At 69.4% G+C, this 21,799-nt stretch carries 24 protein-coding genes; 8 read left to right on the forward strand and 16 right to left on the reverse strand.

From position 1 onward, the window contains the following. Positions 1-5: 5 nt before the first annotated feature. Both DMP23_RS04545 and DMP23_RS04550 read right to left on the reverse strand, forming a co-directional pair. Positions 6-791 (reverse strand): transglutaminase-like domain-containing protein, encoded by a 786-nt coding sequence (locus DMP23_RS04545; protein WP_037809991.1) that lies wholly within the window; start codon positions 789-791, stop codon positions 6-8. Between the two features lie 66 nt (positions 792-857). After that, positions 858-2,084, reverse strand: a complete 1,227-nt coding sequence (locus DMP23_RS04550; RefSeq protein WP_037809990.1) for a cytochrome P450 — start codon at positions 2,082-2,084, stop codon at positions 858-860. Positions 2,085-2,340: 256 nt separating this feature from the next. Between DMP23_RS04550 and DMP23_RS04555 the strand changes: the two genes are divergently transcribed. Beyond that, positions 2,341-3,471 (forward strand): steroid 3-ketoacyl-CoA thiolase, encoded by a 1,131-nt coding sequence (locus DMP23_RS04555; protein ID WP_043829247.1) that lies wholly within the window; start codon positions 2,341-2,343, stop codon positions 3,469-3,471. 607 nt (positions 3,472-4,078) lie between these two features. On the opposite strand, the gene DMP23_RS04560 is transcribed toward DMP23_RS04555, so the two are convergent. Both DMP23_RS04560 and DMP23_RS04565 read right to left on the reverse strand, forming a co-directional pair. Continuing rightward, positions 4,079-4,411: a VOC family protein gene (locus tag DMP23_RS04560; RefSeq protein ID WP_443111246.1), complete on the reverse strand. Its 333-nt coding sequence runs from the start codon at positions 4,409-4,411 to the stop codon at positions 4,079-4,081. Between the two features lie 42 nt (positions 4,412-4,453). Beyond that, positions 4,454-4,951 carry a pyridoxamine 5'-phosphate oxidase family protein gene (locus DMP23_RS04565; protein WP_337820257.1) on the reverse strand — a complete coding sequence of 166 codons (498 nt, stop codon included), beginning with the start codon at positions 4,949-4,951 and terminating at the stop codon, positions 4,454-4,456. Between the two features lie 82 nt (positions 4,952-5,033). Between DMP23_RS04565 and DMP23_RS04570 the strand changes: the two genes are divergently transcribed. Next, on the forward strand, positions 5,034-5,849 hold the full coding sequence (locus DMP23_RS04570) for an alpha/beta fold hydrolase (RefSeq protein WP_337820258.1): 816 nt from the start codon (positions 5,034-5,036) through the stop codon (positions 5,847-5,849). Between the two features lie 18 nt (positions 5,850-5,867). Here DMP23_RS04570 and DMP23_RS04575 read toward each other — a convergent pair whose 3' ends face one another. The 5 genes from DMP23_RS04575 to DMP23_RS04595 all read right to left on the reverse strand — a co-directional run bounded on the left by DMP23_RS04575 (position 5,868) and on the right by DMP23_RS04595 (position 10,452). Continuing rightward, positions 5,868-7,034 (reverse strand): low temperature requirement protein A, encoded by a 1,167-nt coding sequence (locus tag DMP23_RS04575; RefSeq protein WP_337824361.1) that lies wholly within the window; start codon positions 7,032-7,034, stop codon positions 5,868-5,870. A 41-nt stretch (positions 7,035-7,075) separates the two neighbouring features. Continuing rightward, positions 7,076-8,278 (reverse strand): metal-dependent hydrolase family protein, encoded by a 1,203-nt coding sequence (locus tag DMP23_RS04580; protein ID WP_134668194.1) that lies wholly within the window; start codon positions 8,276-8,278, stop codon positions 7,076-7,078. Continuing rightward, positions 8,275-9,708, reverse strand: coding sequence for a sodium:solute symporter family protein (locus tag DMP23_RS04585; RefSeq protein ID WP_337820259.1), 1,434 nt, complete (start codon positions 9,706-9,708; stop codon positions 8,275-8,277). The genes DMP23_RS04580 and DMP23_RS04585 overlap by 4 nt, the downstream gene beginning before the upstream one ends. 2 nt (positions 9,709-9,710) lie before the next feature. Continuing rightward, positions 9,711-9,908 carry a hypothetical protein gene (locus DMP23_RS04590; protein ID WP_043829235.1) on the reverse strand — a complete coding sequence of 66 codons (198 nt, stop codon included), beginning with the start codon at positions 9,906-9,908 and terminating at the stop codon, positions 9,711-9,713. A 79-nt stretch (positions 9,909-9,987) separates the two neighbouring features. After that, complete coding sequence (locus DMP23_RS04595) at positions 9,988-10,452, reverse strand: MarR family winged helix-turn-helix transcriptional regulator (RefSeq protein ID WP_337820260.1); 465 nt, start codon at positions 10,450-10,452, stop codon at positions 9,988-9,990. Between the two features lie 92 nt (positions 10,453-10,544). Between DMP23_RS04595 and DMP23_RS04600 the strand changes: the two genes are divergently transcribed. From DMP23_RS04600 to DMP23_RS04620, 5 genes are all read left to right on the forward strand, one after another. Then, on the forward strand, positions 10,545-11,105 hold the full coding sequence (locus DMP23_RS04600) for an NADPH-dependent FMN reductase (protein WP_337820261.1): 561 nt from the start codon (positions 10,545-10,547) through the stop codon (positions 11,103-11,105). A 20-nt stretch (positions 11,106-11,125) separates the two neighbouring features. Then, positions 11,126-11,995: an NAD(P)-dependent oxidoreductase gene (locus DMP23_RS04605; protein ID WP_337820262.1), complete on the forward strand. Its 870-nt coding sequence runs from the start codon at positions 11,126-11,128 to the stop codon at positions 11,993-11,995. Between the two features lie 231 nt (positions 11,996-12,226). Further along, positions 12,227-13,261 carry a fatty acid desaturase family protein gene (locus DMP23_RS04610; RefSeq protein ID WP_337820263.1) on the forward strand — a complete coding sequence of 345 codons (1,035 nt, stop codon included), beginning with the start codon at positions 12,227-12,229 and terminating at the stop codon, positions 13,259-13,261. A 10-nt stretch (positions 13,262-13,271) separates the two neighbouring features. Then, complete coding sequence (locus DMP23_RS04615) at positions 13,272-14,321, forward strand: MBL fold metallo-hydrolase (protein WP_337820264.1); 1,050 nt, start codon at positions 13,272-13,274, stop codon at positions 14,319-14,321. Next, positions 14,300-14,539 carry a hypothetical protein gene (locus DMP23_RS04620; RefSeq protein WP_037809972.1) on the forward strand — a complete coding sequence of 80 codons (240 nt, stop codon included), beginning with the start codon at positions 14,300-14,302 and terminating at the stop codon, positions 14,537-14,539. The genes DMP23_RS04615 and DMP23_RS04620 overlap by 22 nt, the downstream gene beginning before the upstream one ends. Here DMP23_RS04620 and DMP23_RS04625 read toward each other — a convergent pair. After that, positions 14,536-15,714 carry an FAD-dependent oxidoreductase gene (locus DMP23_RS04625; protein WP_337820265.1) on the reverse strand — a complete coding sequence of 393 codons (1,179 nt, stop codon included), beginning with the start codon at positions 15,712-15,714 and terminating at the stop codon, positions 14,536-14,538. The genes DMP23_RS04620 and DMP23_RS04625 overlap by 4 nt on opposite strands. Further along, positions 15,711-16,304, reverse strand: coding sequence for a PadR family transcriptional regulator (locus tag DMP23_RS04630; RefSeq protein WP_337820266.1), 594 nt, complete (start codon positions 16,302-16,304; stop codon positions 15,711-15,713). The genes DMP23_RS04625 and DMP23_RS04630 overlap by 4 nt, the downstream gene beginning before the upstream one ends. Before the next feature lie 82 nt (positions 16,305-16,386). Here DMP23_RS04630 and DMP23_RS04635 point away from each other — a divergent pair, with 82 nt between their 5' ends. Beyond that, the gene (locus tag DMP23_RS04635) at positions 16,387-16,641 is read left to right on the forward strand and encodes a Smr/MutS family protein (protein ID WP_009075408.1); all 255 of its coding nucleotides are present in this window, start codon (positions 16,387-16,389) and stop codon (positions 16,639-16,641) included. Positions 16,642-16,660: 19 nt separating this feature from the next. On the opposite strand, the gene hsaB is transcribed toward DMP23_RS04635, so the two are convergent. From hsaB to DMP23_RS04660, 5 genes are read right to left on the reverse strand one after another with little or no spacing between them, the layout of a single operon-like run. Then, positions 16,661-17,227, reverse strand: coding sequence for a 3-hydroxy-9,10-secoandrosta-1,3,5(10)-triene-9,17-dione monooxygenase reductase subunit (gene hsaB, locus DMP23_RS04640; RefSeq protein WP_037809967.1), 567 nt, complete (start codon positions 17,225-17,227; stop codon positions 16,661-16,663). Then, positions 17,224-18,123 carry an iron-dependent extradiol dioxygenase HsaC gene (gene hsaC, locus DMP23_RS04645; protein ID WP_134731208.1) on the reverse strand — a complete coding sequence of 300 codons (900 nt, stop codon included), beginning with the start codon at positions 18,121-18,123 and terminating at the stop codon, positions 17,224-17,226. Before hsaC ends, hsaB begins: the two co-directional genes overlap by 4 nt. Beyond that, entirely contained in the window at positions 18,123-18,968 is an 846-nt protein-coding gene (gene hsaD / locus DMP23_RS04650; protein ID WP_337820267.1) for a 4,5:9,10-diseco-3-hydroxy-5,9,17-trioxoandrosta-1(10),2-diene-4-oate hydrolase, read from the reverse strand. Before hsaD ends, hsaC begins: the two co-directional genes overlap by 1 nt. Beyond that, positions 18,968-20,137, reverse strand: a complete 1,170-nt coding sequence (hsaA, locus tag DMP23_RS04655; protein WP_037809963.1) for a 3-hydroxy-9,10-secoandrosta-1,3,5(10)-triene-9,17-dione monooxygenase oxygenase subunit — start codon at positions 20,135-20,137, stop codon at positions 18,968-18,970. Before hsaA ends, hsaD begins: the two co-directional genes overlap by 1 nt. 32 nt (positions 20,138-20,169) lie before the next feature. Continuing rightward, on the reverse strand, positions 20,170-21,756 hold the full coding sequence (locus DMP23_RS04660; protein WP_337820268.1) for an FAD-binding protein: 1,587 nt from the start codon (positions 21,754-21,756) through the stop codon (positions 20,170-20,172). Positions 21,757-21,799 lie beyond the last annotated feature (43 nt).

Below are 21,799 nucleotides of genomic sequence, written 5' to 3' on the forward strand. Positions count from 1 at the left end.
CGCATTCAGGCCAGTACGACCGGGGCGTGCCCGTCGTCACGCGGCAGCGGCTCGTCGGTCGTGGCGAAGACGGTCGCGCCGAGGAAGTCGAGTTCGCAGCCCAGCGTCGCGAGGAACGGGGTGTCGGCGGCGTCGCGTCCGGTCGCGATGCGGAGCATGGTCTGGCGCGGGGCCAACCGGGTGGCGTCGAAGACGTACCAGCGGCCGTCGATGCCTGCTTCGAAGACTGCGTGGAAGTCCATCGGCTGCAAACCAGGCGCGTAGACCGACGTGTAGCGCGCGGGTACGTCGACGAGACGGCACAGCGCGACGCATACGTGCGCGAAGTCGCGACAGACGCCTTCGCCGGCGAGGAGCGTGTCGATGGCGTCGTGGGTGGGGCCGCCGGAACCGACGGCGTACACGAGCCTGCGGTGTACGTGGTCAACGATCGCCTGCACTCGTGCCCGCGCGCCGTCCAGCTCCCCGATACCCGGCGGCAGCAGTCCGCCCATCCGGTCGGACGGGCAGTACCGGCTGGGCCGGGTGTACCGCGCGATGTCGGCGAGCGTGACGGGTTCGGCGTTGCCGCGGTGCAGCACGCGTTCGCCGTGATAGGCGACGCGATGCTCGCCCTCGGCGAGGTCGTACACCTCCGCGCGCGTGCCGTGTTCGAACTCGGCGGTGCGCGCGGAACCGGCGTCGGAAACGGTGAGTTCGCCGGCGTCCGCGCGCACGGCGGCGACCGAGATCGCGGCGAGACCGGGTTTCGTCACCCGGACGCCGAATTCCGCGTCTACCGTCGTGCGCACGGGGCCATCATGCCGGTGCGCCGCGCTCCTTGCCGGTCAGGTCGCGTCCCCGGGCGTTTCGCCTGCTCAGGCGTAGCGGACCTGGTAGTGCTTGATCCCGTTGAGCCAGCTGGAACGCAGCCGCTCGGGAGCGGAGACCTCGGCGATGTTCGGCATGACCTCGGCGATCGCGTTGAAGATCAGGTCGATCTCCAGCCGGGCCAGGTTCGCGCCGATGCAGTAGTGCGATCCGGTGCCGCCGAAGCCGACGTGCTGGTTGTCCTCGCGCAGGATGTCGAACTTGCCGGGCTCGTCGAAGACCTCGGGGTCGAAGTTGGCCGAACTGTAGAACATCCCGACGCGGTCGCCCTTGCGGATCTGCGCGCCGCCCAGTTCGGTGTCGCGGGTCGCGGTGCGCTGGAACGCGACGACCGGCGTCGCCCAGCGGACGATCTCGTCCGGCGCGGTCTTCGGGCGCTGCTCCTTGAAGACGTCCCACTGGTCCGGGTGGTCCAGGAACGCCTTCATGCCGTGCGTGATCGCGTTGCGGGTGGTCTCGTTGCCCGCGACGGCCAGCAGGATCACGAAGAAGCCGAATTCGTCGGAGCCGAGCGATTCGCCGTCGACGTCGGCCTGGACGAGCTTCGTGACGATGTCGTCCATCGGGCAGCGGCGGCGGTCCTCGGCCATGTTCCAGGCGTAGCCGACGAGTTCCGCCGACGCGGCGATCGGCTCGAGGTCGTATTCCGGGTCGTCGTAGGCGATCATCTGGTTGGACCAGTCGAAGATCTTGAGCCGGTCCTCCTGCGGCACGCCGATCAGCTCGGCGATCGCCTGCAGCGGCAGCTCGCACGCGACGTCGGTGACGAAGTCGCCGGAGCCCTTCTTCTTGGCCTCGTGCACGATCCGCTCGGCGCGGTCGCGCAGGGTGTCCTCGAGCTTCGCGATCGAGCGCGGGGTGAACCCCTTCGACACGATGCGGCGGAGCTTGGTGTGCTGCGGCGCGTCCATGTTCAGCAGGACGAGCCGGTTCGCGTCGAGTCCCTCGGCGGTCATCTGGTCGTCGAACCGGATGATCGCGGTCTTTTCCCTCGACGAGTAGAGCTCGCTGTCGCGCGAGACCGCCTTGACGTCGGCGTGTCGCGTGACGACCCAGTAGCCGTCGTCGCCGAATCCGGCGGTGTTGTGCGGCTGCGGGTTCCACCAGACGGGCGCCGTGCGGCGGAGTTCGGCGAACTCCTCCAGGGGCAGCCGGCTGGCGTAGAGGTCCGGATCGGTGAAGTCGAAACCGGCGGGCAAAAGCGGGGCTGCCACGGCTTGGCCTCCTGCGCGGGATCGGCGGTGATACCCAACTGCAACGCGTTCTATGACCCCAGTAGAGCATACGGTGTTAACCAACGGAACCCGCTTGAGTGAAACCTGTTTACTTTACCGTTCCAGAAGCTGTTGGCGCAGGTGAGCGCTCGCTCATCGGTTCGTGATCGACTTCCGCGCTGTCGTGCGCTCGCTTGTCATTAACAGGAACGTGTTCTAGTTTTGCGAGGTACGAAGCTTCCGGAAGGGGACACTCGTGGGCGAACCGGTGATCGTGGCCGCGGCACGCACGCCGATCGGCAAGCGCGGCGGCTGGCTGTCCGGCCTGCACGCGGCCGAACTGCTGGGCGCGGCGGTGCGCGGGGTGGTCGAACGGGCGGGCATCGATCCGGCCGAGGTGGAGCAGGTGATCGGCGGAGCGGTCACGCAGGCGGGCGAGCAGTGCGGCAACCTGACCCGCACCGCGTGGCTGCACGCCGGCCTGCCGGAATCGACCGGGGCCACGACGATCGACGCGCAATGCGGTTCGGCGCAGCAGGCCGCGCATCTGGTCGCCGGCTTGATCGCGGCGGACGCGATCAGCGTCGGCGTGGCGTGCGGTGCGGAAGCGATGAGCCGGGTGCCGCTCGGCGCGAACCGCGGCGAGGGCGTCGGCTCCCCCAAGCCGGACGCGTGGTCGATCGACATGCCGGACCAATACGGTGCGGCGGAACGGATCGCGATCCGGCGAGGCATCACGCGCGAGGACGTCGACGCGTTCGGAGTGCGGTCGCAGGCCAACGCCGCCGCCGCGTGGTCGGCTGGGCATTTCTCGCGGGAGATCGTGCCGGTCACGACGGAAGCGGGTGTGGTGGACCGGGATCAGGGCCTGCGGGAGACCACAATGGAGGGTCTGGCGCGGTTGAAGCCCGTGGTGCCGGACGGGATCCACACGGCGGGCTCGTCGTCCCAGATCTCCGACGGCGCCGCCGCGGTGCTGATCATGGACGCGTCGCTGGCCCGCTCGCTGGGCCTGCGCCCGCGCGCCCGGATCAGGCGGCAGGCATTGGTCGGCGCGGAACCGTACTACCACCTGGACGGCCCGGTGCAAGCGACGACGCGGGTCCTCGAAGCGGCCGGGATGAAGATCGGCGACGTGGACCTGTTCGAGGTGAACGAGGCCTTCGCGTCGGTCGTGCTTTCGTGGCAGCGCATGCACAATCCGGACGAGACGCGGGTGAACGTCAACGGCGGAGCGATCGCACTGGGACACCCGGTGGGCAGCACCGGCGCGCGACTGCTGACGACCGCCCTGCACGAACTGGAACGCCGCGACGCGACGACGGCGCTGGTGTCGATGTGCGCTGGCGGGGCGATGGCTACGGCGACGATTCTGGAGCGGATCTGAGCTGGTTGGGCAGGGCCGCTGCGACGAGCTGGAGTTGAGCTGGCGGAGCATCGGCCCTGTGACGGATTGGGGCCGGAGCTGAGCTGGCGGGGCAGCGGTGCCTATGTGGCAAGTCCGAAGCCCAGCCGGGCCAACAGGACACCGCCGCTGCGACGAACCCGAAGCGCCGAGCACCGTGGCCGCGACGAACCGGAAGCACGGCCGAGCCAGCAGAGCACCGCCCGCTGCCACAACCCGGAAGCGCAGCCGAACCAGCAAAGCACCGCCCGCCGGAACAAACCGGAAGCGCAACCGAGCCCACAGAACACCACCCGCCGCCACAATCCGGAAGCGCAACTGTGCCAGCACAGCACCGCTGGCCGCGACAAACCGGAAGCGCAGCTGTGCCAGCGAAGCGCCGCGGCCGCGACGAACTGGAGGCGGAGCTGAGCAGGCAGGCCGGGCCCGGTCGGGTCCGGGCTCGCTTCTTGCCGCGCTGGCACCAATTCCGCTGCGGCAAGGAAACCCTCACCCGGGACGCGGCGGAAAAGCGGCGTGCGATGCACGGCTCTAGAGCGCCAGCGGCCGAAACTTCCGCCGCCGGTGCGGTGGTGGCTAAGGCCGGTCGTCAGTCCAGAAGCAGAACGGATGCCCAGCCGGATCCAGCAGCACGCGAACCTGCTGTTGCGGCTGCCTTCGTGGCCGCGGCTTCCAGCGCCGCGCGTCCGTCGACCTCGAAGTCGAGGTGCAACTGCATCTGCTGCTTCCCCGCATCGGCAGGCCACACTGGCGGCACGTACTGCGTCTCCAGCTGAAACGACAGACCAGCCCCGCCGCCGGAAGGACGCAACGTGACCCACTCCGGTTCGTCGGCGCCGATCGGCCATCCGAGCAGTTCCCGGTAGAACTCGGCCAGCGCTCGGGGGTCGGGCGCGTCGAGCACGGTGGACGTGAGTTTCATCAGCCCAGGCTAGGGCTCATCGCAGGGTCCGCTGCGCGCTCCTCAACTCTTCTCCTCCCCCGTCAACCCCAGCTCCGTCCGTACCGCGGGACCGTTGTCCGGCCTCGCGAAGCGCACCCAGCTCCCGGGGTGCCACGATTCGATCCACAGCGTGTTGTCCTCCACCCACGTGACCACGGCCTCCCGCAGATCCAGCCGGAACAGGTGGCTGTCCTGTCCCTCCTGGATGCGCGCGACCTCCGCCGGCTCGGTGATCTCCACCGCGTGGCCGGCGATTTTCGCGTCGCCGCCTTCCTCGATGCCGGGGTAGGCGTGCAGGGCGAAGCGGCCGTCACGCTGGAGGTCGCGGGCCTTGCGGGCGTCGAGCATCGACCCGATGTACGCCTCGCCGTCGCGGAAGTCGATCTCCGAACCGCTCACTCGCGGCGAACCGTCGCTGCGCAGGGTGGCCAAGACGTGCGAATCCGCAGCGGCGAAGCGGGCTCGTACGCGCGAGGCCAATGCCGGGGCGGCGGCACTGAACTCATCCCAACTCGTCATTCCCGCAGTCTCGCACCCCCCACCGACAAAAACCGGCGTCCCGGAAGCGATCGGGTGACCCGGGTTGTGCTTGACTCTCGGCATGATCGCGGAAGATGCGGAGACTGCCGAGCATCGCTGTCCGGTCGAGGGCGGCGAGCTGGCCGTCCGCACGACCGGCGAGGGACCGCGGCTGCTGCTGGTCCCCGGCGGGACCGGCGCGGCGGACTCGTTCCGGGCGCTGGTCAAGCTTTTGCGCACGGACTTCACCGTGATCACCTACGACCGGCGCGGCCATTTCTCCAGCACGGACACCACCACCGGGCCCGTTCCGGTGGCGCTGCAGGCGGACGACGCGCTCGCCGTTCTCGACCACGCCGGCGGGAGCGGGCCAGTGTCGATGTTCGGGACCAGTGCCGGTGCGTTGATCGGGCTGGATCTCGTCGCGCGGTACCCGGACCGGGTCGCCGTGTTCGTCGCGCACGAACCGCCCGCGATCCAGTTGATGCCGGACGCCGAGGGGATTCTCGAGGCCGCCGCGGCGCAGGTCCGGCTGGCCCGTTCGGGTGATCTGATGGGCGCGGTCACGCGGTTCGCGGACGGGATCGCCGGCGCCGCGCTGCCCGACCTGCCGCATCTGCGGCTGCCGAACGAGGGCGACTGGCTCCGGCTGTTCGACCGCGAGCTGACCGAGTTCTTCGACTACCTGCCGGACTTGCGCGCGCTGCGGCGGACGAACACCGAGATCGTGCCGGTCGCCGGGGAGGGCAGCCGTGGCTGGTACCACTACCAGCCCGCCAAGATTCTCGCGCTCGAACTCGGGCTGCCGTTCACCGAGACGCCGGGCGCGCACCTGGCGCCGCAGCGCAATCCGGCGAAGTTCGCGGCCGCGTTGAAGGATCTTCTCGCCAACGTCTGAAAGCCGTGAGGGGGCCCTTCACGGACCTTCCGCGCCCGAAGCCGCCACCGGCCGACGCCGCGGAAACTCCCGCACCAGCCCGGGCAGGATCGCGAGCAGCAGCAACCACAAGAACCGCGCCGGGGTCAGCGTCGCGCCCGCGAGGCCCAGCGCGGCCGGGACCCCCACGCCGGCGAGCACCGCGACGAAGTCCCACGGCTTCCACCGCCCGGAAGCCACCCGCGCCACCACGCCCACGACCGTGAACGCCGCGACGCACCCGCACAGCAGCCATCGCGTCCCCGCCGCGAGGTGTCCGTGCGCGACCGACTCCACGGCGTCCCCGAACCCGGCCGCCAGCGCCGCCAGCAATCCGGCCACCAGGCAGTGCACCGGCAGCAGGACCCGCGGGCCCCAGGAAGTCTGGGACAGATAGGGAATCCCGCCGAATCCCTGGAACAACGCCGCTCCCCACAACGCCGCCAGCAGCGCCAGCACCCCGAGCACGGTCGAGAGCAGCGGCCACTCCCAGTCGGGGATCTCCGTCATCGCGTCGGTGACCGTCAGGACGCCCTCGCCCAGCACGATGATCGTGAACAGCCCCAGCCGCTCGCCGAAGTGCGCGAGGTCCAGGTGCGCGAAGGCCAGCCCCGGCACCGGCCGCTTCGACTGGGTGGCCCGTTCCGCCACCTTGGCCGCGACCTGCTCCCCCGACATGGTCAGCCCGGCCACCAGGTCGATCGCCAGCCCGAGTGCCCACAGCAGGTACTTCCCCGGCGCGTCGACCCAGAACGAGACGACCCACGGCACCACGCCCATCCCGGCGTGCACCACCGGCCATTCGACGATGATCCGCGTGTTTTCCCGGCCTTCCCAGACCCGGCTGGCGAGCGCGCGCACCGCCACGTACGAGATGGCGAAGCCCTGTGCGTGCTCGCCGATGTCGTGCACCGAACCGGCCATGAAAACCAGCCCGGCCATCGCGAGCAGCACCGGCATCGCGCGCGCCGCTTCCCCGGTGACGTTGCCGTACACGGTGAAGCACATCCACGCGGTCCAGAACGCGACGAAGCACACGACGTAGAGGCCGGCGTCGCTCCAGGAAGTCGTTCCGCGCACGAGGTGCGAAAGCTGGGCGACGCCGGCGACCGCGACCAGGTCGAAGAAAAGCTCGAGCCAGGACGCGTGGCGTTCCTCGGTTTTCATGATCACGGCGGCAAGTATGCCGTGCTCGGGAATGCCCCGCCCTAAACCGCGCGCGCTCCGTCCTGCCACACTTCCCGAACATTCCCCGCCAATGCCGGGAAATCGTAAATATCGCCCGAAACGACCACCAGGTCCGCGCGATACCCCGGCGCCAAGCGGCCCAGTTCGGCGTCCTTGCCCAGCAGCCGAGCGGCCGACGACGTGGCGGCGACCAGCACGTCCGCGGGGCTCATCCCGGCCGAGCGCATCAGTTCCAGCTCTTCGAGATTCGTCCCGTGCGGACCGACGCCGCTGTCGGTGCCCATCGCGATCCGGACCCCGGCTTCGACGGCCCGGCGCACCGACTCGAGATGGACTTCCGCGACCTCTTTCGCCTTCTGCACCACCGCATCCGGCAACGCGGCGCCGGCGGCCGCCGCGCGGATGACGTTCACCGGAGCCACCAGCGTCGGGACGAGCCAGGTGCCGCGCGCGAGCATGAGCTCGATCGCCTCGTCGTCGAGGTAGATGCCGTGTTCGATCGACCGGATCCCGGCGCGGACGGCGTTCTTGACCCCCTCCGCGCCCTGTGCGTGCGCCATCACCGCCCGCCCCTGCATGGTCGCTTCGGCGACCAGGACGTCCAATTCCTCCGGCGTGAACTGCGAATGCCGAGGATCGTCCCGAGGGGACAGCACGCCGCCGGTGGTGCAGACCTTCAGCACGTCCGCCCCGGCGCGCAACAGCGTGCGCGCCACCCGGCGCATCTCGTCGGGGCCGTCGGCCAGCGCGCTCGGACGGCCGGGATGCGGGAGCGACAGCGGGACGCAATGCCCGGACGGCATCCACCCGTCGCCGTGCCCGCCCGTCGGGCTGATCAGGCCGATCGCGATTTCCAAGCGGGGACCGGGAATCAGGCCGTCGGCGACCGCCTGCTTGATGCCGAGATCGGCCCCGGCGGCATCGCGCACGGTGGTGATGCCGAGCTTCAGCGTGGTCCACAGGTTCCGGGCCGCCTCGTAGAACTGGTACGAGAACGGCTTCTGGACGCGCTGCAGCAACCCGAGGTCGGACACCGTGACGTGCACGTGGCAGTCGAACATCCCGGGCAGCAGCATCGCGCCGGCGCAGTCCACCGCGCGGTCGCCGTCGAGGCCGGTGCCGACCTCGACGATCCGGCCGTCCTCGACCACGACGTCCGCGGGCGCGGGCGCGCTGCCCGTCCCGTCGAACACCGTGCCGCCGGTGAAAAGGGTCCGCGTCATACCGGTTCTCCTGTCTGCACAACGTTTCCGGACCGGGTCACGGCCCGTTCGACGGCTGCCGCGATGGCGAGCACGACCACGTTGACCGCGAGCCCGACCAGCCCGACGTTCACCGTGCCGACGAGCTTGGTGTCCACGAAGGTCAGCCAGATCACCACGACCTCGCCCGCCAGCAGCCCGGCGAACACCGGGACCTTGCCGACCGGGACCTTCTTCAGGAAGCCCAGCAGGTTCGCCGGGGCCAGCTGCACCGAGCCGGAGTAGGTGAGCAGCAGCAGGTTCGCCAGCAGGTCCGGCCGGAAGATGCCGAGCACCAGGGCGAGCGCGCTGGCCAGCACGACCGTCCCGTGGTTGATCCAGAACTGCTTGCGCTCGCTGCGCACCCGGGTGATGTTCCGTGCCACCAGCGAGGAAATGCCGATCAGGATGCCCGCCGCGGGCACCATCGCGGTGGCCGTCGCGGCGACCACCACGAGCCCGGTGACCCAGCCCGGCAGCGCGTCCTTGCTCAAGGTCAGCAGCACGCCGTTCGGGTCGCTTCCCTTGGGCACCACCAGGACCGCCGCGAACCCGATGATCATCGGCAGCAGCAGGCACAGCTCGTACACCGGCATCCAGCTGTAGTTGCGGCGCAGCACCTTCGGGTCGCGCGCGGACATCAGCGCTGGCCAGGTGTGCGGCAGCGTCATCAGCCCGACGCCGATCGCGCTGACCAGCATGCTCGTGATGAACCACGTGTGGTCGTTGGCCCCGGCGTGCACGAACAGCTTCTCCGGATGCAGCTGGTCGATCTTGTGGAACACCCCGGACACGCCGCCCGCGAAGTGCGCGGGCACCGCGATGATCAGCACCACCAGGACGACGAGCATGATCGCGTCCTTGAAATACGACGTCGCCGCGACGCCGCGCAGCCCGGCCCACAGCACGAACGCGACCACCAGCACGCTGCCCGCGATCATGCTGAGCGTGCCGGACGCGTGGTCGCCGGTCACGAGCCGGACGATCAGCCCGAGCCCGGTGATCTGCAGTTGCAGGTACGGCAGGACGAACACGACGCCGAGAATCGCCGACACCGTGCCCAGCGCGCGGCTCGAATACCGGTCTTCGAGGAAGTCGCCCTGGGTCAGGTAGCCGCGTTCCTTGCCCATCCGCCAGATCCGCTTGGCGAGGAAGAACAGGATCACGTAGGCGATCGGCACGTACGGCAGCGCGTACATCGCGGCCACGCCGCCGGAGAACGCCAGCCCGGCCATGCCGAGGAAGGTGAAGGTCGTGAAGACCTCGCCCGCTTGCAGGAACCACATGGTCAGCGCGCCGAACTTCCGGCCGCCGACGGTCCATTCCGCGAGGTCCGCGGCGGGACGGCGGCGGCCGACGAAGCCGAGCACGCCGATGAGCACGATGCCGGCGAGAGTGAAGGCGAGGATCATCGTCAATCCTCCTCGCCGCTGCGGGACAGCAAGCGTTCCGACAGCAGCAGCGCCGGAGTGAACATGAGACACCAGAACGCGCCCCAGACCATCATCTTCGGCAAGCCCAGCCACAGGCCGGAGGTGTTGACGAAGGGGAGGAACGGCATGAGGACGAGAGCGACTACGGGGACGATCGGGGGGAGGTAGTAGCTGCGCATGCGCACACGCTGCCAGACGGCGCGGCACTCGGCAGGTTAGTTTCATACCGGTTTCGCAGCCCTCGAGCCGCAGCCCGGTTTACAGCGGGATGGCGTGTTCGGTCGCGTAGTGGTGGATCAGCGACTCGATGGTGCGGCGGAAGGCGTCCTGGCGGCTGTCGCTCAGGGTTGCCGCCAGTTGGCCCAGTTCGGCGTCGATCGCTTCGCGCACCTGGTGCACCACGGCTCGCCCCGCCGAGGTGACCGTGACGTGGACGGCGCGGCGGTTGCCGGGGACCGCGACGCGCTGGACCAAGCCGCGGCGTTCGGCCCGGTCCACCAGTCCGGTGACGCTGGACTTCTCCAGTTCGAGGATCCCGGCCAGTTGCCGCATGCCGATCTCGCGGTCGTCCAGCACGGCGAGCATGCGCAGCTGGGTGACGGACAGTCCTTCGTCCCCGGCCAGGCGGCCCAACACGGCTTGCACGATGAACGACAGCTGGACGAGAGCGTCGGTGAGGTTCAGCTCCGGCGGCGGGACGTCTGCGGACGGGGAAGCGGTCACGGGACCAGGTTAGCTTGACTTAGTTCGTGACACCAACTATTTTGGTTCGTGTCACCAACAGTCCGTGAGACGAACCGAGGGGAAGCGCGCTGATGGCAGGCACGAAACGCATTGCTGTCGTCGTGGGCAGCACTCGCCCTTCCCGGATTTGCGCGGATGTCGCGGCCTGGACGCGAACCCGGCTGCAGGAGGACAGCCGGCTCGACTACGGGCTGGTCGACCTCGCGGAGATCGCGTTGCCGTTCCTGGACGAGCCCGTCAAGGCCGCGGCGCAGCAGTACGCACACGAGCACACGCGGGCCTGGAGCGAGCTCGTGCAGAGCTATCACGGGTTCTTTTTCGTGTTCCCGCAATACAATTGGGGTTATCCGGGGGTGCTCAAGAACGCGCTGGACTATCTCTACCGGGAGTGGCGCGATCGGCCCGCGAGCCTGCTCGCCTACGGCACCCGCGGCGGCGGGAAGGCCGCCGAGCAGTTCGTCACCGTCCTGCACGGGCTGCACATGCGAGTGCTCGACACCCACGTCGAAGCGGTCATCACCGACGCGGACGTGGACGACAACGGACAGCTGCGCGACATCGAAGGAACGCTGCGTCCGAACCGCGCACTGCTGCACAAGATCGACGAAGAACTGACCGAAGCGCTGAGCTGACAATGACCGGAGGAATGATCATGGCCGAGCAATCACGCCGGGTAGGTTTCATCGGGCTCGGGAGGATGGGCACCGCCATCGCCGGACGCCTGCTCGACGCGGGCTACGACGTCACCGTGTGGAGCCGCAGCGCGGGCAAAGCGGACGAGCTGGCCGCGCGAGGTGCGACCGTGGGCGAAACTCCCGAGGACGCGATCGCCACCGGGACAGTCTTCTCCATGCTGAGCGACGAAGCCGCGGTGCGGCAGGTGTTCACCGCCGAGCGGCTCCGTTCCGCTCCGGAGGGCTTTGTCCACGTCAACCACGCGACAATCAGCCCGGGCGGGGCGCGCGAGTTCGCCGCCCAGGGCGGGCGGTACCTCAGTGCACCGGTGGTCGGCCGTCCGGAAGCCGTGGTGGCCGGGAACCTGACCGTGCTGGTGTCCGGCGCCGCGGACGTCCGGGCCGAAACCGCGCCGATGCTGGCTGCGATCGGACGGCGGGTCTGGGAGTTCGGCGACGCCGTGGACGCCGCGCCGACGGCGAAGATTTCGGTGAACTATCTGATCATTCACGCGTTGCAGGCGCTGTCCGAATCGATCACCTTGCTGGAGAACGCCGGACTGGACGCCGGGCAGTTCGTCGACATGATCAACGATTCCGTCTTTCCCGGTGCGGTTTACCGTGGCTACGGCGACGCCATCGCCACCAGCGCTTACACGCCGCCGGGATTCACCGCCGCGCTGGGGCTGAAAGACCTGAAACTCGCACTGGACGCCGCCGGCGAACTGGGCGTCGAACTGCCCGCCGGACCGGTCCTTCAGGACGTATTCGCCACCGCGGTCGAGCAGGGCGGCGCGGACCTCGACTGGGCGAGCATCGCGGAGGTGACCCGGCGGCGGTCGCACTGAGGAGCGGCCGCTTCGCGGAGGGGCAGACCGCCGAACGATGGAAATTTCCCTGGCACCTGGAGTAACCCTGCTGCCCCCGGAGGCCGTTCCGGAGCCGTCGCCCGGCGCCTCGGCAAGCGCTTGAGCAGCACTGCGCCGGGAATGCACAGGAGCGGGGTGGGGACAACCCCAGCACGAGCCGTCGGGTCTGCTGGTTTCCCGCCGGGGCGCCGCGCCGCAATACTCGCCCGGGTGACCACCGAAAAGCTCGTCCTCCCCTCGCCCCCACGGCCGGGAAGCGACTTCGCCCGGCTCTGCCGCCGGATCACCGACGCCGGTCTGCTCGACCGCCGCCCCGGCTACTACACCGCTCGAATCGCGCTCCTGACCGTGCTGTTCGCGGGAGGCTGGGTCGCGTTCGCGCTGCTCGGCGACTCGTGGTGGCAGCTCGCCGTGGCCGCGTTCCAGGCGTTCATGTTCGGGCAGATCGCCCTGCTTTCGCACGATCTGGCGCACCGGCAGGTGTTCCGGACGCGCCGTCCCGCGGAGATCGCCGGGCGTCTCGCCGGGAACCTCGGCATCGGGATGAGCTACGGGTGGTGGATGGACAAGCACACCCGCCACCACGCCAACCCGAACCACGAGGAGCTGGACCCGGACGTCGACCCGGACGTCCTCGTGTGGTCCCAGCGCCAGGCCCGGGAGGCGCGCGGCATGCCCCGGTTCATCGGCCGCCACCAGGCGGTGCTGTTCTTCCCGCTGCTCACCCTCGAAGGCCTCAACCTGCACTGGTCCGGCATCCGCGCGGTCGCGCGCCCCGGCCTGCGCCGTCGCGGGCTCGAAGCGACGCTGCTGTTCACCCACGTCGCGGTCTACCTCGCCGCGCTGTTCATCGTCCTCCCGCCCGGTCTGGCGCTGCTGTTCTTCGCGGTCCACCAGGGACTGTGGGGCGTCTACATGGGTTCGATCTTCGCGCCGAACCACAAGGGCATGCCGACGCTGACCGGCAAGACGGACCTGGACTTCCTGCGCAAGCAGGTGCTCACCTCCCGGAACGTCGCGGGCGGACCGGTGATCGACGTCCTGCTCGGCGGCCTCAACCACCAGATCGAGCACCATTTGTTCCCGAGCATGCCGTCGGTGCACCTGCGCCGAGCCCAGCCGATGGTGCAGGCGTACTGCGCCGAGATCGGCATCCCGTACCTGCGCACCGGGCTGGTGTCCTCCTACCGGCAGACGCTGCGTCACCTGCACGAAGCTGGGGCTCCTCTCAGGAACGCTTCGTAGACTCGGTGGCATGACCTTCCAAGCATTGACTCCGGCGGCCTTCGGCGCGAAGGCCGCCGGAGCTCGTGCTGAGCGGATGCGCCAGTCTCCGCAGTACGCCGACGGCGTCTTCCACAACGCCGCCGCCACGCGCGCGACGCCCTCCTCCCCCGGCGGGCTCGTGCGCGAGTTCCTGTTCGGCGAGGACCGTGCCCGCCGTCGGCCGGGCGGCGAGATCCCGCTGATCTCCTCGCCCGCCGCCTCCGCCGCGGACGGTCTTTTCCTTACCTGGTACGGACACGCGTCCACGCTGGTGGAAATCGACGGTGCCCGCGTGCTGTGCGATCCGGTGTGGGGCGACCGGGTTTCTCCCGCCGCGTTCGCCGGGCCGCGACGGCTGCACGCTCCCCCGGTTTCGCTGCGCGAACTGGGCAGGCTGGACGCGATCGTGATTTCCCACGACCATTACGACCACCTGGACCTGCCCACCGTCCAATCCTTGATTTCGCTGACCGACGCACCGTTCCTCGTCCCGCTCGGCGTCGGCGCGCATCTCGAACGGTGGCACGTCCCGGCCGCGCGGATCGTCGAACTCGACTGGCACGAGGACGCTCACGTCGCCGGGATCCGGTTCGTCGCCACGCCCGCGCAGCACTTCTCCGGCCGCGGCCTCGCGAACGACAGCACACTGTGGACGTCGTGGGTGATCGCCGGTCCGGAACATCGTGTCTACTACAGCGGCGACACCGGATATTTCCCCGGTTTCGCCGAGATCGGCGCGAAGCACGGCCCGTTCGACGCGACGCTGATCCAGGTCGGTGCGTACGCCCCGCATTGGCCGGACATCCACATGACGCCGGAGGAAGGCGTCGCCGCCCATCTGGACGTGCGCGGCGGGCTGCTGGTCCCGGTGCACTGGGCGACGTTCACGCTGGCCATGCACACCTGGTCGGATCCCGCGGACCGGGTGTGGCGGGAGGCGAAGGCGAACGACCTGCCGCTCGCGATCCCGAAACCCGGGCAGCGGATCGACGCGTCCGCCCCGCCGCCGGTGGACGGATGGTGGCAGACCCTGGGCTGACGGACGGCCGCCCCGTCCGTCAGCGTCCGGATCCCGCCGCGCTGATCCACGCCGTCACGAACGGACCCGATTGGCGCGCCGACGACCTGCTGCGGGCCTCCGAACGGACCCAGCTCCGCGTGATCCGGGCCGGCGGTCCGCCGGATGCGTTGACCGTACTGGGATTGCTCGGCCGCACCGCCCTCGTGCGCCGGTCCGCGCTCGCGTGCCTCCGCTAGACAGCGGCGCGAGAGGACCCGAATTCGATCCGGTGCCGATGCACGCCGCCGAACATCTTTTCCGGGCTCATGACGGTCTTCATCATCAACGGCATCAGCAGGTCACGCATGATCCGCGCGACCGGCCCCGCCGCCTTGTCGTTGTTGATCTTCGCCGCCCGCGCGATGATCCGCTCGACACGTTCCCGCCGGGCCGCCTCGTACTGGGCGAAAGCCGTTGCCACGTCCGGAGAATCCCGCAGCGCACGAGCCAGTTCGAGCGAGCTCTCGACCGCCTGCGACGCTCCCTGCCCGGAACTCGGCGACGTCGGATGCGCGGCGTCGCCGACCAGGACGACCCGTCCGCGATGCCACGTCCGCACCGTCGGAATGTCCTCCAGGATCCCAGGCTGGCCAACGTCTTCCGGCTTCAGCAGGGCGATGATGTCGCGCGCCGGGACGTCGTCCGCGTGCCGTTCGCGCAGCACCGAGAGCCAGTGCTCCGGCGACGCGGTCTTCGCCTCGGCCGGGTCGGCGGCGGGGACGTTGCTGAACCAGAGAATCTCGTCCGCGTCGATGAAATAGCCGAAGAACGCCCGCTTGCCGAAGGCGAAATGCTGGTAGTTCCCGGTGACCGGCAGGCCGGGGTTGCGGATCCAGCCGCCGAGACCGAGCAGTCCGGTGTAGCGCGGAGCAGGCGCTGCCGGGTCCAAAGTGGACCGGACAGCCGACCGGATGCCGTCCGCGCCGATCAGCACGTCGCCGGTCGCGGAAGAACCGTCCGCGAAGCGCGCGATCACCTGGTCTGCTTTGTTCTCCACGGACTCCAGCCGCTTGCCGAATTCGACCGTGATCCCCCGGCCCAGCGCTTCGTCCATCAGCGCGCGGTACAGCCGGTCCCGGCGCAGCAGCAGGCTCGACGGCAGACCCGGCAGCCCGTCGAATCTGCCGACCACCCGGCCTCGGTGATTCTGCATTATCATCCCGGGCACTTCGATGCCGACCGCGGCCACCGCGTCGTCGGCGTCGATCTGCCGCAAAGCGTTGCGGCCGTTGGGAGACAGCGTCAGCGCGCTGCCGACTCCGTCCGCCGACTTCGGATAAGCCTCGTAGACAACGGCTTCGATTCCCGCTCGCTGCAACGCCATCGCGGTGGTCGCGCCGGCGATGCCGCCGCCGATCACTAGTACGTTCATGTTCTCCCCTTGAAATAGGTTTCCCACGCCTGCCGGCAGTCCTCCCCGGCAACCGACTCGGCGAGTCGTTCGACGAAGCCGCGCTCCGCCTCGACCTTCGTCAGCCGGTAGTCCTCCTCGACCAGGAACCACCAGGCGAGCCCCTGTTCCCGCGCGGCGTCGATCGTCGCGCGGATGTCGTCGGCGATCGCGGTGAGCGCGGCCAGCCGCTGCTGGAGCAGCTCCCGCACCTCGTCCGCCGGCAGCACCACGAACAGCGACAACGCCGCCCCGAACAGCGGATACTCGGTGGCCGGTTCGGCGACGAGCTCGCGCATCCAGTCGAACAGCTCGAGCCGCCCGGTGGGCGTGATGGCGTAGACGGTCCGCTCCGGACGCGCCGAATCGCGCAGCGTCTCCTGCGCCGCGATGAACCCGGCCTTCTCCAGCTGCCCGACCACCATGTACAGCGAGCTGCGGGTGTACTTGAAATCCCGCTCCTTGCCGTACTCCACGAACCGCCGAGCCATCTCGTACGGATGCATCGGCTCCTCGAGCAAGCCCGCCAGCACGGCCAGCCCGAGCGGATTCCCCACCACGCGTCGCTTCACCCACGAACTCCTTTAGTCAGGATCGACTATACGCAGAAGAGTAGTCGATGTCGACTATGAGGGCGTGGGGTAGGAAGGAGGCATGAAGCTCAAGCTCGATCTTCACGACATCTACAACCGCGGCGGGGAGATCGACCGGGCGCTGCGCGCGGTCATCGACGAGGCGGTCGCGAAGAAGGCGCCGCTCGTGGAGATCATCCCGGGCAAGGGGTCCGGGCAGCTGAAGAAGCACGTGCTGCGGTTCCTGGAGCGCAAGGACGTGAAGGCGCTCTACCACCGCGTCGAGAAGGACAAAGACAACTTCGGGCGGGTGTTCGTGCACTTCCGCTGGAAGTAGCGCGAACACCCGCGCGGAGTCAGAGCCAGTCGTCCGGGCGGGGCCAGGGCATCAGCGCGGTGAGCGCGTCCGGCACCGGCTCGGTGACCGTGTACTGGCCGCGATGGAACAGCAGCGGGCGGGCGTCGGACGTCTCGCCCAGTGCGGTCACCCGGCCGACCACCACGTAGTGGTCCCCGGCCGGATGGACCGCCTGCACCGCGCAGTCCACCCAGGTCAGGGCTCCGTCCAGCAGCGGCGCGCCCGACGGGGCCGGTCGCCAGGACACTCCGGAGAACTTGTCGCCGCCGCGGCGGCCGAACTCGGCGCAGACCGCCTGCTGGTCCTCGGCGAGCACGTTCACCGCGAACGTGCCCGCCGCGGCCAGCGCGGGCCAGGTGCGCGACGTGCGGGCGACGCAGAACAGCACCAGCGGCGGGTCCAGCGACAACGCGGCGAAGGACTGGCAGGCGAAACCCACCGGTCCGGTCGGCGCGACGGCCGAGGAGTCCTCGACGTAACCCGTCACCACGGTCACTCCGGTGCAGAAGTGGCCCAGCACCTCGCGAAACCGGTCCGGCACGGCGTCGGAGACCGCGGCTGTCATTGCGCGCCCACGGAGAAGTCGTGGCCCCACAAAGAAACCGCGGTGCTCTCGCGAGCGATCCACGCCTCGTCCTCGACTTGCCTGCCCTCGCAGCCGAACTCGACGTCGAAGCCGCCGGGGGTCTTCATGTAGAACGACAGCATCAGGTCGTTCACGTGCCGGCCGAGCGTCGCCGACATCGGGACGTTCTTGCGCTTCGCGCGGTCCAGGCACAACCCGACGTCGTCGGTCTCCTCGACCTCCACCATCAGGTGCACGATCCCGCTCGGCGTCGGCATCGGCAGGAACGCCAGGCTGTGGTGGCGCGGATTGCAGCCGAAGAACCGCAGCCACGCCGGGTCGCCGTCGGCCGGGCGGCCGACCATCTGCGGCGGGAGGCGCATCGAATCGCGGAGCCGGAAGCCCAGCACGTCGCGGTAGAACCGCAGCGCGGCCTCGTCGTCGTGGGTCGACAAAACCACGTGGCCGAGGCCCTGCTCGCCGGTCACGAACCGGTGCCCGTACGGGCTCACCACGCGCCGGTGCTGCAGCGCGACGCCGTGGAACACCTCCAGTGTGTTGCCGGACGGATCGGTGAAGCTGATCATCTCCGCGACCCGGCGGTCCGCCAATTCCTCCGGCGTGCCTTCCTTGTACGGCACCGAAGCCGCGTCGAGGCGGGCGCGGACGTCGTCCAGTTCCGCGGCGTTGGCCGCTTCCCAGCCCGCCTGCGCCAGCCGGTCCTTCTCTCCCGGCACGATCACCAATCGCGCCGGGAAATCGTCCATGCGCAGGTAGAGCGCGTTCGGGTCGGTGCCCGAACCCTCCACCATGCCGAGCACCTTCAGCCCGTAGACGCGCCAGGCGTCCATGTCCGTGGCTTCGATGCGCAGATATCCCAGCGAACGGATAGCCATCACGAACTCCCGAGGAAGTCGAGGGCGAGTCGGTTGAACTCGTCGAACTTCTCCAGCTGCGCCCAGTGCCCGCAGCCGCCGAAAACGTGCAGTTGCGCACGCGGAATCGTCTTCAACGCCAGCAGTGCGCCGTCGAGCGGGTTGACCCGGTCCTCCCGGCCCCAGACGAGCAAAACCCGTTGGCGCAGGCGGTAAGCCTCGCGCCACAACATGCCTTCCTCGAAGGAGTCCGGCAGGCTGAACGACTTGCCCATCGCCCGCATCGCGGCGAGCGATTCCGGCGAACGCGCGATCTCGAAGCGTTCGTCGATCAGCTCGTCGGTGACCAGAGCCTGGTCGTGCACCATGATCCGGAGGAACGCTTCCATCCGCTCCCGCGTCGGGTCCCCGGCGAACTTCGACAGCAGCCGCACGCCTTCGGTCGGGTCCGGCGCGAACAGGTTGACGCTCAACCCGCCCGCGCCCATCAGCACCAGCCGTCCCGCGCGTCCCGGGTGGTTCAACGCGAGCCGCACCGCCGCTCCCGCGCCGAGCGAATTGCCGACGATGTGCGCCTTTTCGATGCCAAGCCGGTCCATCAGGCCGACGACGGCGTCCGAGCTGTGCCGGAAGTACTGCGGGTGGTCAGTCGGCTTGTCCGACCGGCCGAACCCCGGCTGGTCGATCGCCAGCGTCCGGTAGGACTTCCCGAACACCGGCAGGTTCCGGCCGAAGTTGCTCCACGCCGAAGCGCCGGGGCCGCCGCCGTGCAGCAACAGCACCGTCTCGGCGTTTTCGGCACCGGACTCGTGGTAGTGCAGGCGAATGCCGCCCGCAGTGTCTACATAGGAACCTTCGGGCGCCATCAGACCATCGCATTCTCAACAGGCAAGCCGAACTCGCCGGTGCCGAACATGACGTACGCGCGCTCCGCGTCGTTCGCCGCGTGCACCCGGCCCGCGTGCGCGTCGCGCCAGAAGCGCTGGATCGGCGTGCCCCGCTGCAGCGCGCGGCCGCCGGAGTTCTCGAAAAGCCGGTCGATCGCGGAGATCGCCCGCTCGGTGCCGCGCACCTGGTCCCGGCGCACCCGCAACCGCGTGCTGAACGGCAGCTTCTCGCCCTTGCAGGCCAGCTGGTACAGCTCGTCGATGTTGTGCGTCAGCTGCAGCCAGGCCGCGTCGATCTCGCTGCCCGCTTCGGCGATCCGCACCTTCGAGAACGGGTCCTCTTTGGACTGTTCGCCCGCGTACGCCGCCCGCACCCGCTTGCCCTGGTGCTCCACGTGCGCGTCGTACGCGCCCTGCGCCATCCCGATGATCGGCGCGGTGATGGTGCTCGGGTGCACGGAACCGTACGGCAGCCGGTACAGCGGACCGGGGTTCACTTCCTGGCCCGGGGTCTTGCACTTCGACGTCGCCATGAAGCTCAGCGCGCGGTGCTTCGGCACGAAAACGTCCTCGACGACGATGTCGTTGGACCCGGTGCCGCGCAGCCCGACCGTGTCCCAGACGTCCACAATGGAGTAGTCCGAGATCGGCACGAGATACGTGCAGAAGTCCACCGGCTTGCCGTCGGCGAACGCCGGCCCGCCCAGCAGCACCCACGTGCAGTGGTCGCTTCCGGACGAGAAGCTCCATCGCCCGGACAGCCGGTAGCCGCCCTCGACGACGGTCGCCTTGCCCATCGGCGCGTACGAAGAAGAAATCCGCACGTCGTGGTCCTCGCCCCACACGTCCGCCTGGGCTTGCGCGTCGAACAACGCGACGTGCCACGGGTGCACGCCGAGAATCGACGCGACCCAGCCGGTGGACCCGCAGGCGCTCGCGATCATCTTGACCGCGGTGTAGAAGGTGACCGGGTCGGCTTCCAAGCCGCCGTACGGTTTCGGTTGCAGCAGGCGGAAAAATCCGGTCTCCTGCAGCGCTTTCACTGATTCGGCGGGGATCCGACGGGCATCCTCGGTCTCCTGTGCGCGTTCCCGCAGCACGGGAAGCAGGTCGCGCACCCCCGCGATCACGGCAGCCAGCTCGCTCATCGGCCGTCCTCTCTCGCTCGACACGCTCAAGACTAGAACACGTTCTCGTTTTTGTCGACGCGGTCCGTCCCGCGCGCGCCGTGCAACCCTGCCCGGCGGCCGGAAAACACGCAGTCAGCCAGCGAAAGGCCGCTCACATACGACCTGGAACAGATTCCCACCGCGGTGCGCCCGGCGGCGTAGAGACCGCGCACGCCGGCCACCGCGCCGGTGTCCTCGTCGACCACCAGACCGCCCAGCGTCAGCATCGGGCACGGGTAGCCGAGGTTCGGTTTCACCGACACGTCGATCAGCGAGTACGGCGGCGTGTCCAGCGGGCGCGCGAAGTCCGCCGGCTTGCCCGCCGGATCGGGTCCGCGCTGGTACTCGGCGTAAGTCGCCGCCAGCCCGTCCGGGTCGATTCCGGCGCGCGCGGCCACTTCCTCGATCGTCCCGGCGGTCACCCGACCCTTGCCGAGCAGATACCGCAGTTGGAGCGTCGCGAACCACTGGCCTTGTTTCCGCCCGTCGCGCCGGGCTTCGGCGACGATCGGCTCGTCGACCAGCAGCCAGCCGCGTCCGCCGTGCTCAGCGATCATGCGCTCGCCGATCGCCGCGCCGTACCGGGATTCGTCGATGATCCGGCGGCCGTCCACGCCCACCAGGAGTCCGCCGAGAAACGCCGACGGCGGCGTCAGGAACCGCCACGCCGACACCCGGTCCAGCTCCGCCGTGCGCCCGCCGGCCTCCACGCCCATCCGGATGCCGGAACCGTCGTCGGCGGAAGTTCCCAGATCGAGCCCGCCGCGGTACGCGGGGGCGTGCTCGCGCACCATCGCGCGGTTCACGATGAACCCGCCCGCAGCCAGCACCACGCCTCGTCGCGCACTGATCCGCAGCTCACGCGCGTGCTTGCGTTCAATCCGTTCCACCCGCTGATGCAGCGACCTGCGCATCGCGGGCACGTAGATCCCGGGCTTCGCCGCCCAATCCGCGAGCCGCGCGTGCCGTGCCCGCACCCACGAAGGCGCGTCCAGCAAACTGTGCGCGAGCACCCCGGTCACCGTGCCCGAGTCGTCGGTGATCAGGTTCATCGCCTGCGTCTGCGGCAGCACCCGGACGCCGCGCTCGCGAGCCGCCGCCAGCAACTGCTTCATCAGCAGCTTCCCGGACGTGCCCGGCCCCTTCACCCGGTGTCCGCGCGGCGCGGGTTTCGCCACGTCGCGGAATCCGCCGGACAGTTCGCTGCCGGAGTAGTACAGATAGTGCTTGTTGCTGGGATACGACGTCTTGTAGTCGCACATGCTGCCCTCGAACGGCACACCTTGGCGCTCCAGCCACGCGACCATGTCGACGCTTTCCTCGCAGAACCGCCGCAACGTCCGCTCCGACACGACGTCGCCGGTTTCCATCCGCAGGTACGCGTACATCGCGTCCACGCTGTCGTCGACGCCAGCGGCGCGTTGCTGCGGCGTCCCTCCCCCGGCGTAGACCACGCCACCGCTCACGCGACTGGCCCCGCCGCCGGAAAACCGGTCCACGAGGAGCACGCTGGCGCCCGCGTCGGCCGCTTCGATGGCCGCGCACACGCCGGCCGCGCCGGCTCCGATGATCACGACGTCCGCCCCGAGCTCGTCCATAGTCCGCCACCCTAGAACTGGAACACGTTCTCGTCTATGGTGA

Origin of the sequence: Amycolatopsis sp. A1MSW2902 (assembly GCF_017312175.1) — a bacterium.
Lineage (GTDB): Bacteria > Actinomycetota > Actinomycetes > Mycobacteriales > Pseudonocardiaceae > Amycolatopsis > Amycolatopsis nivea.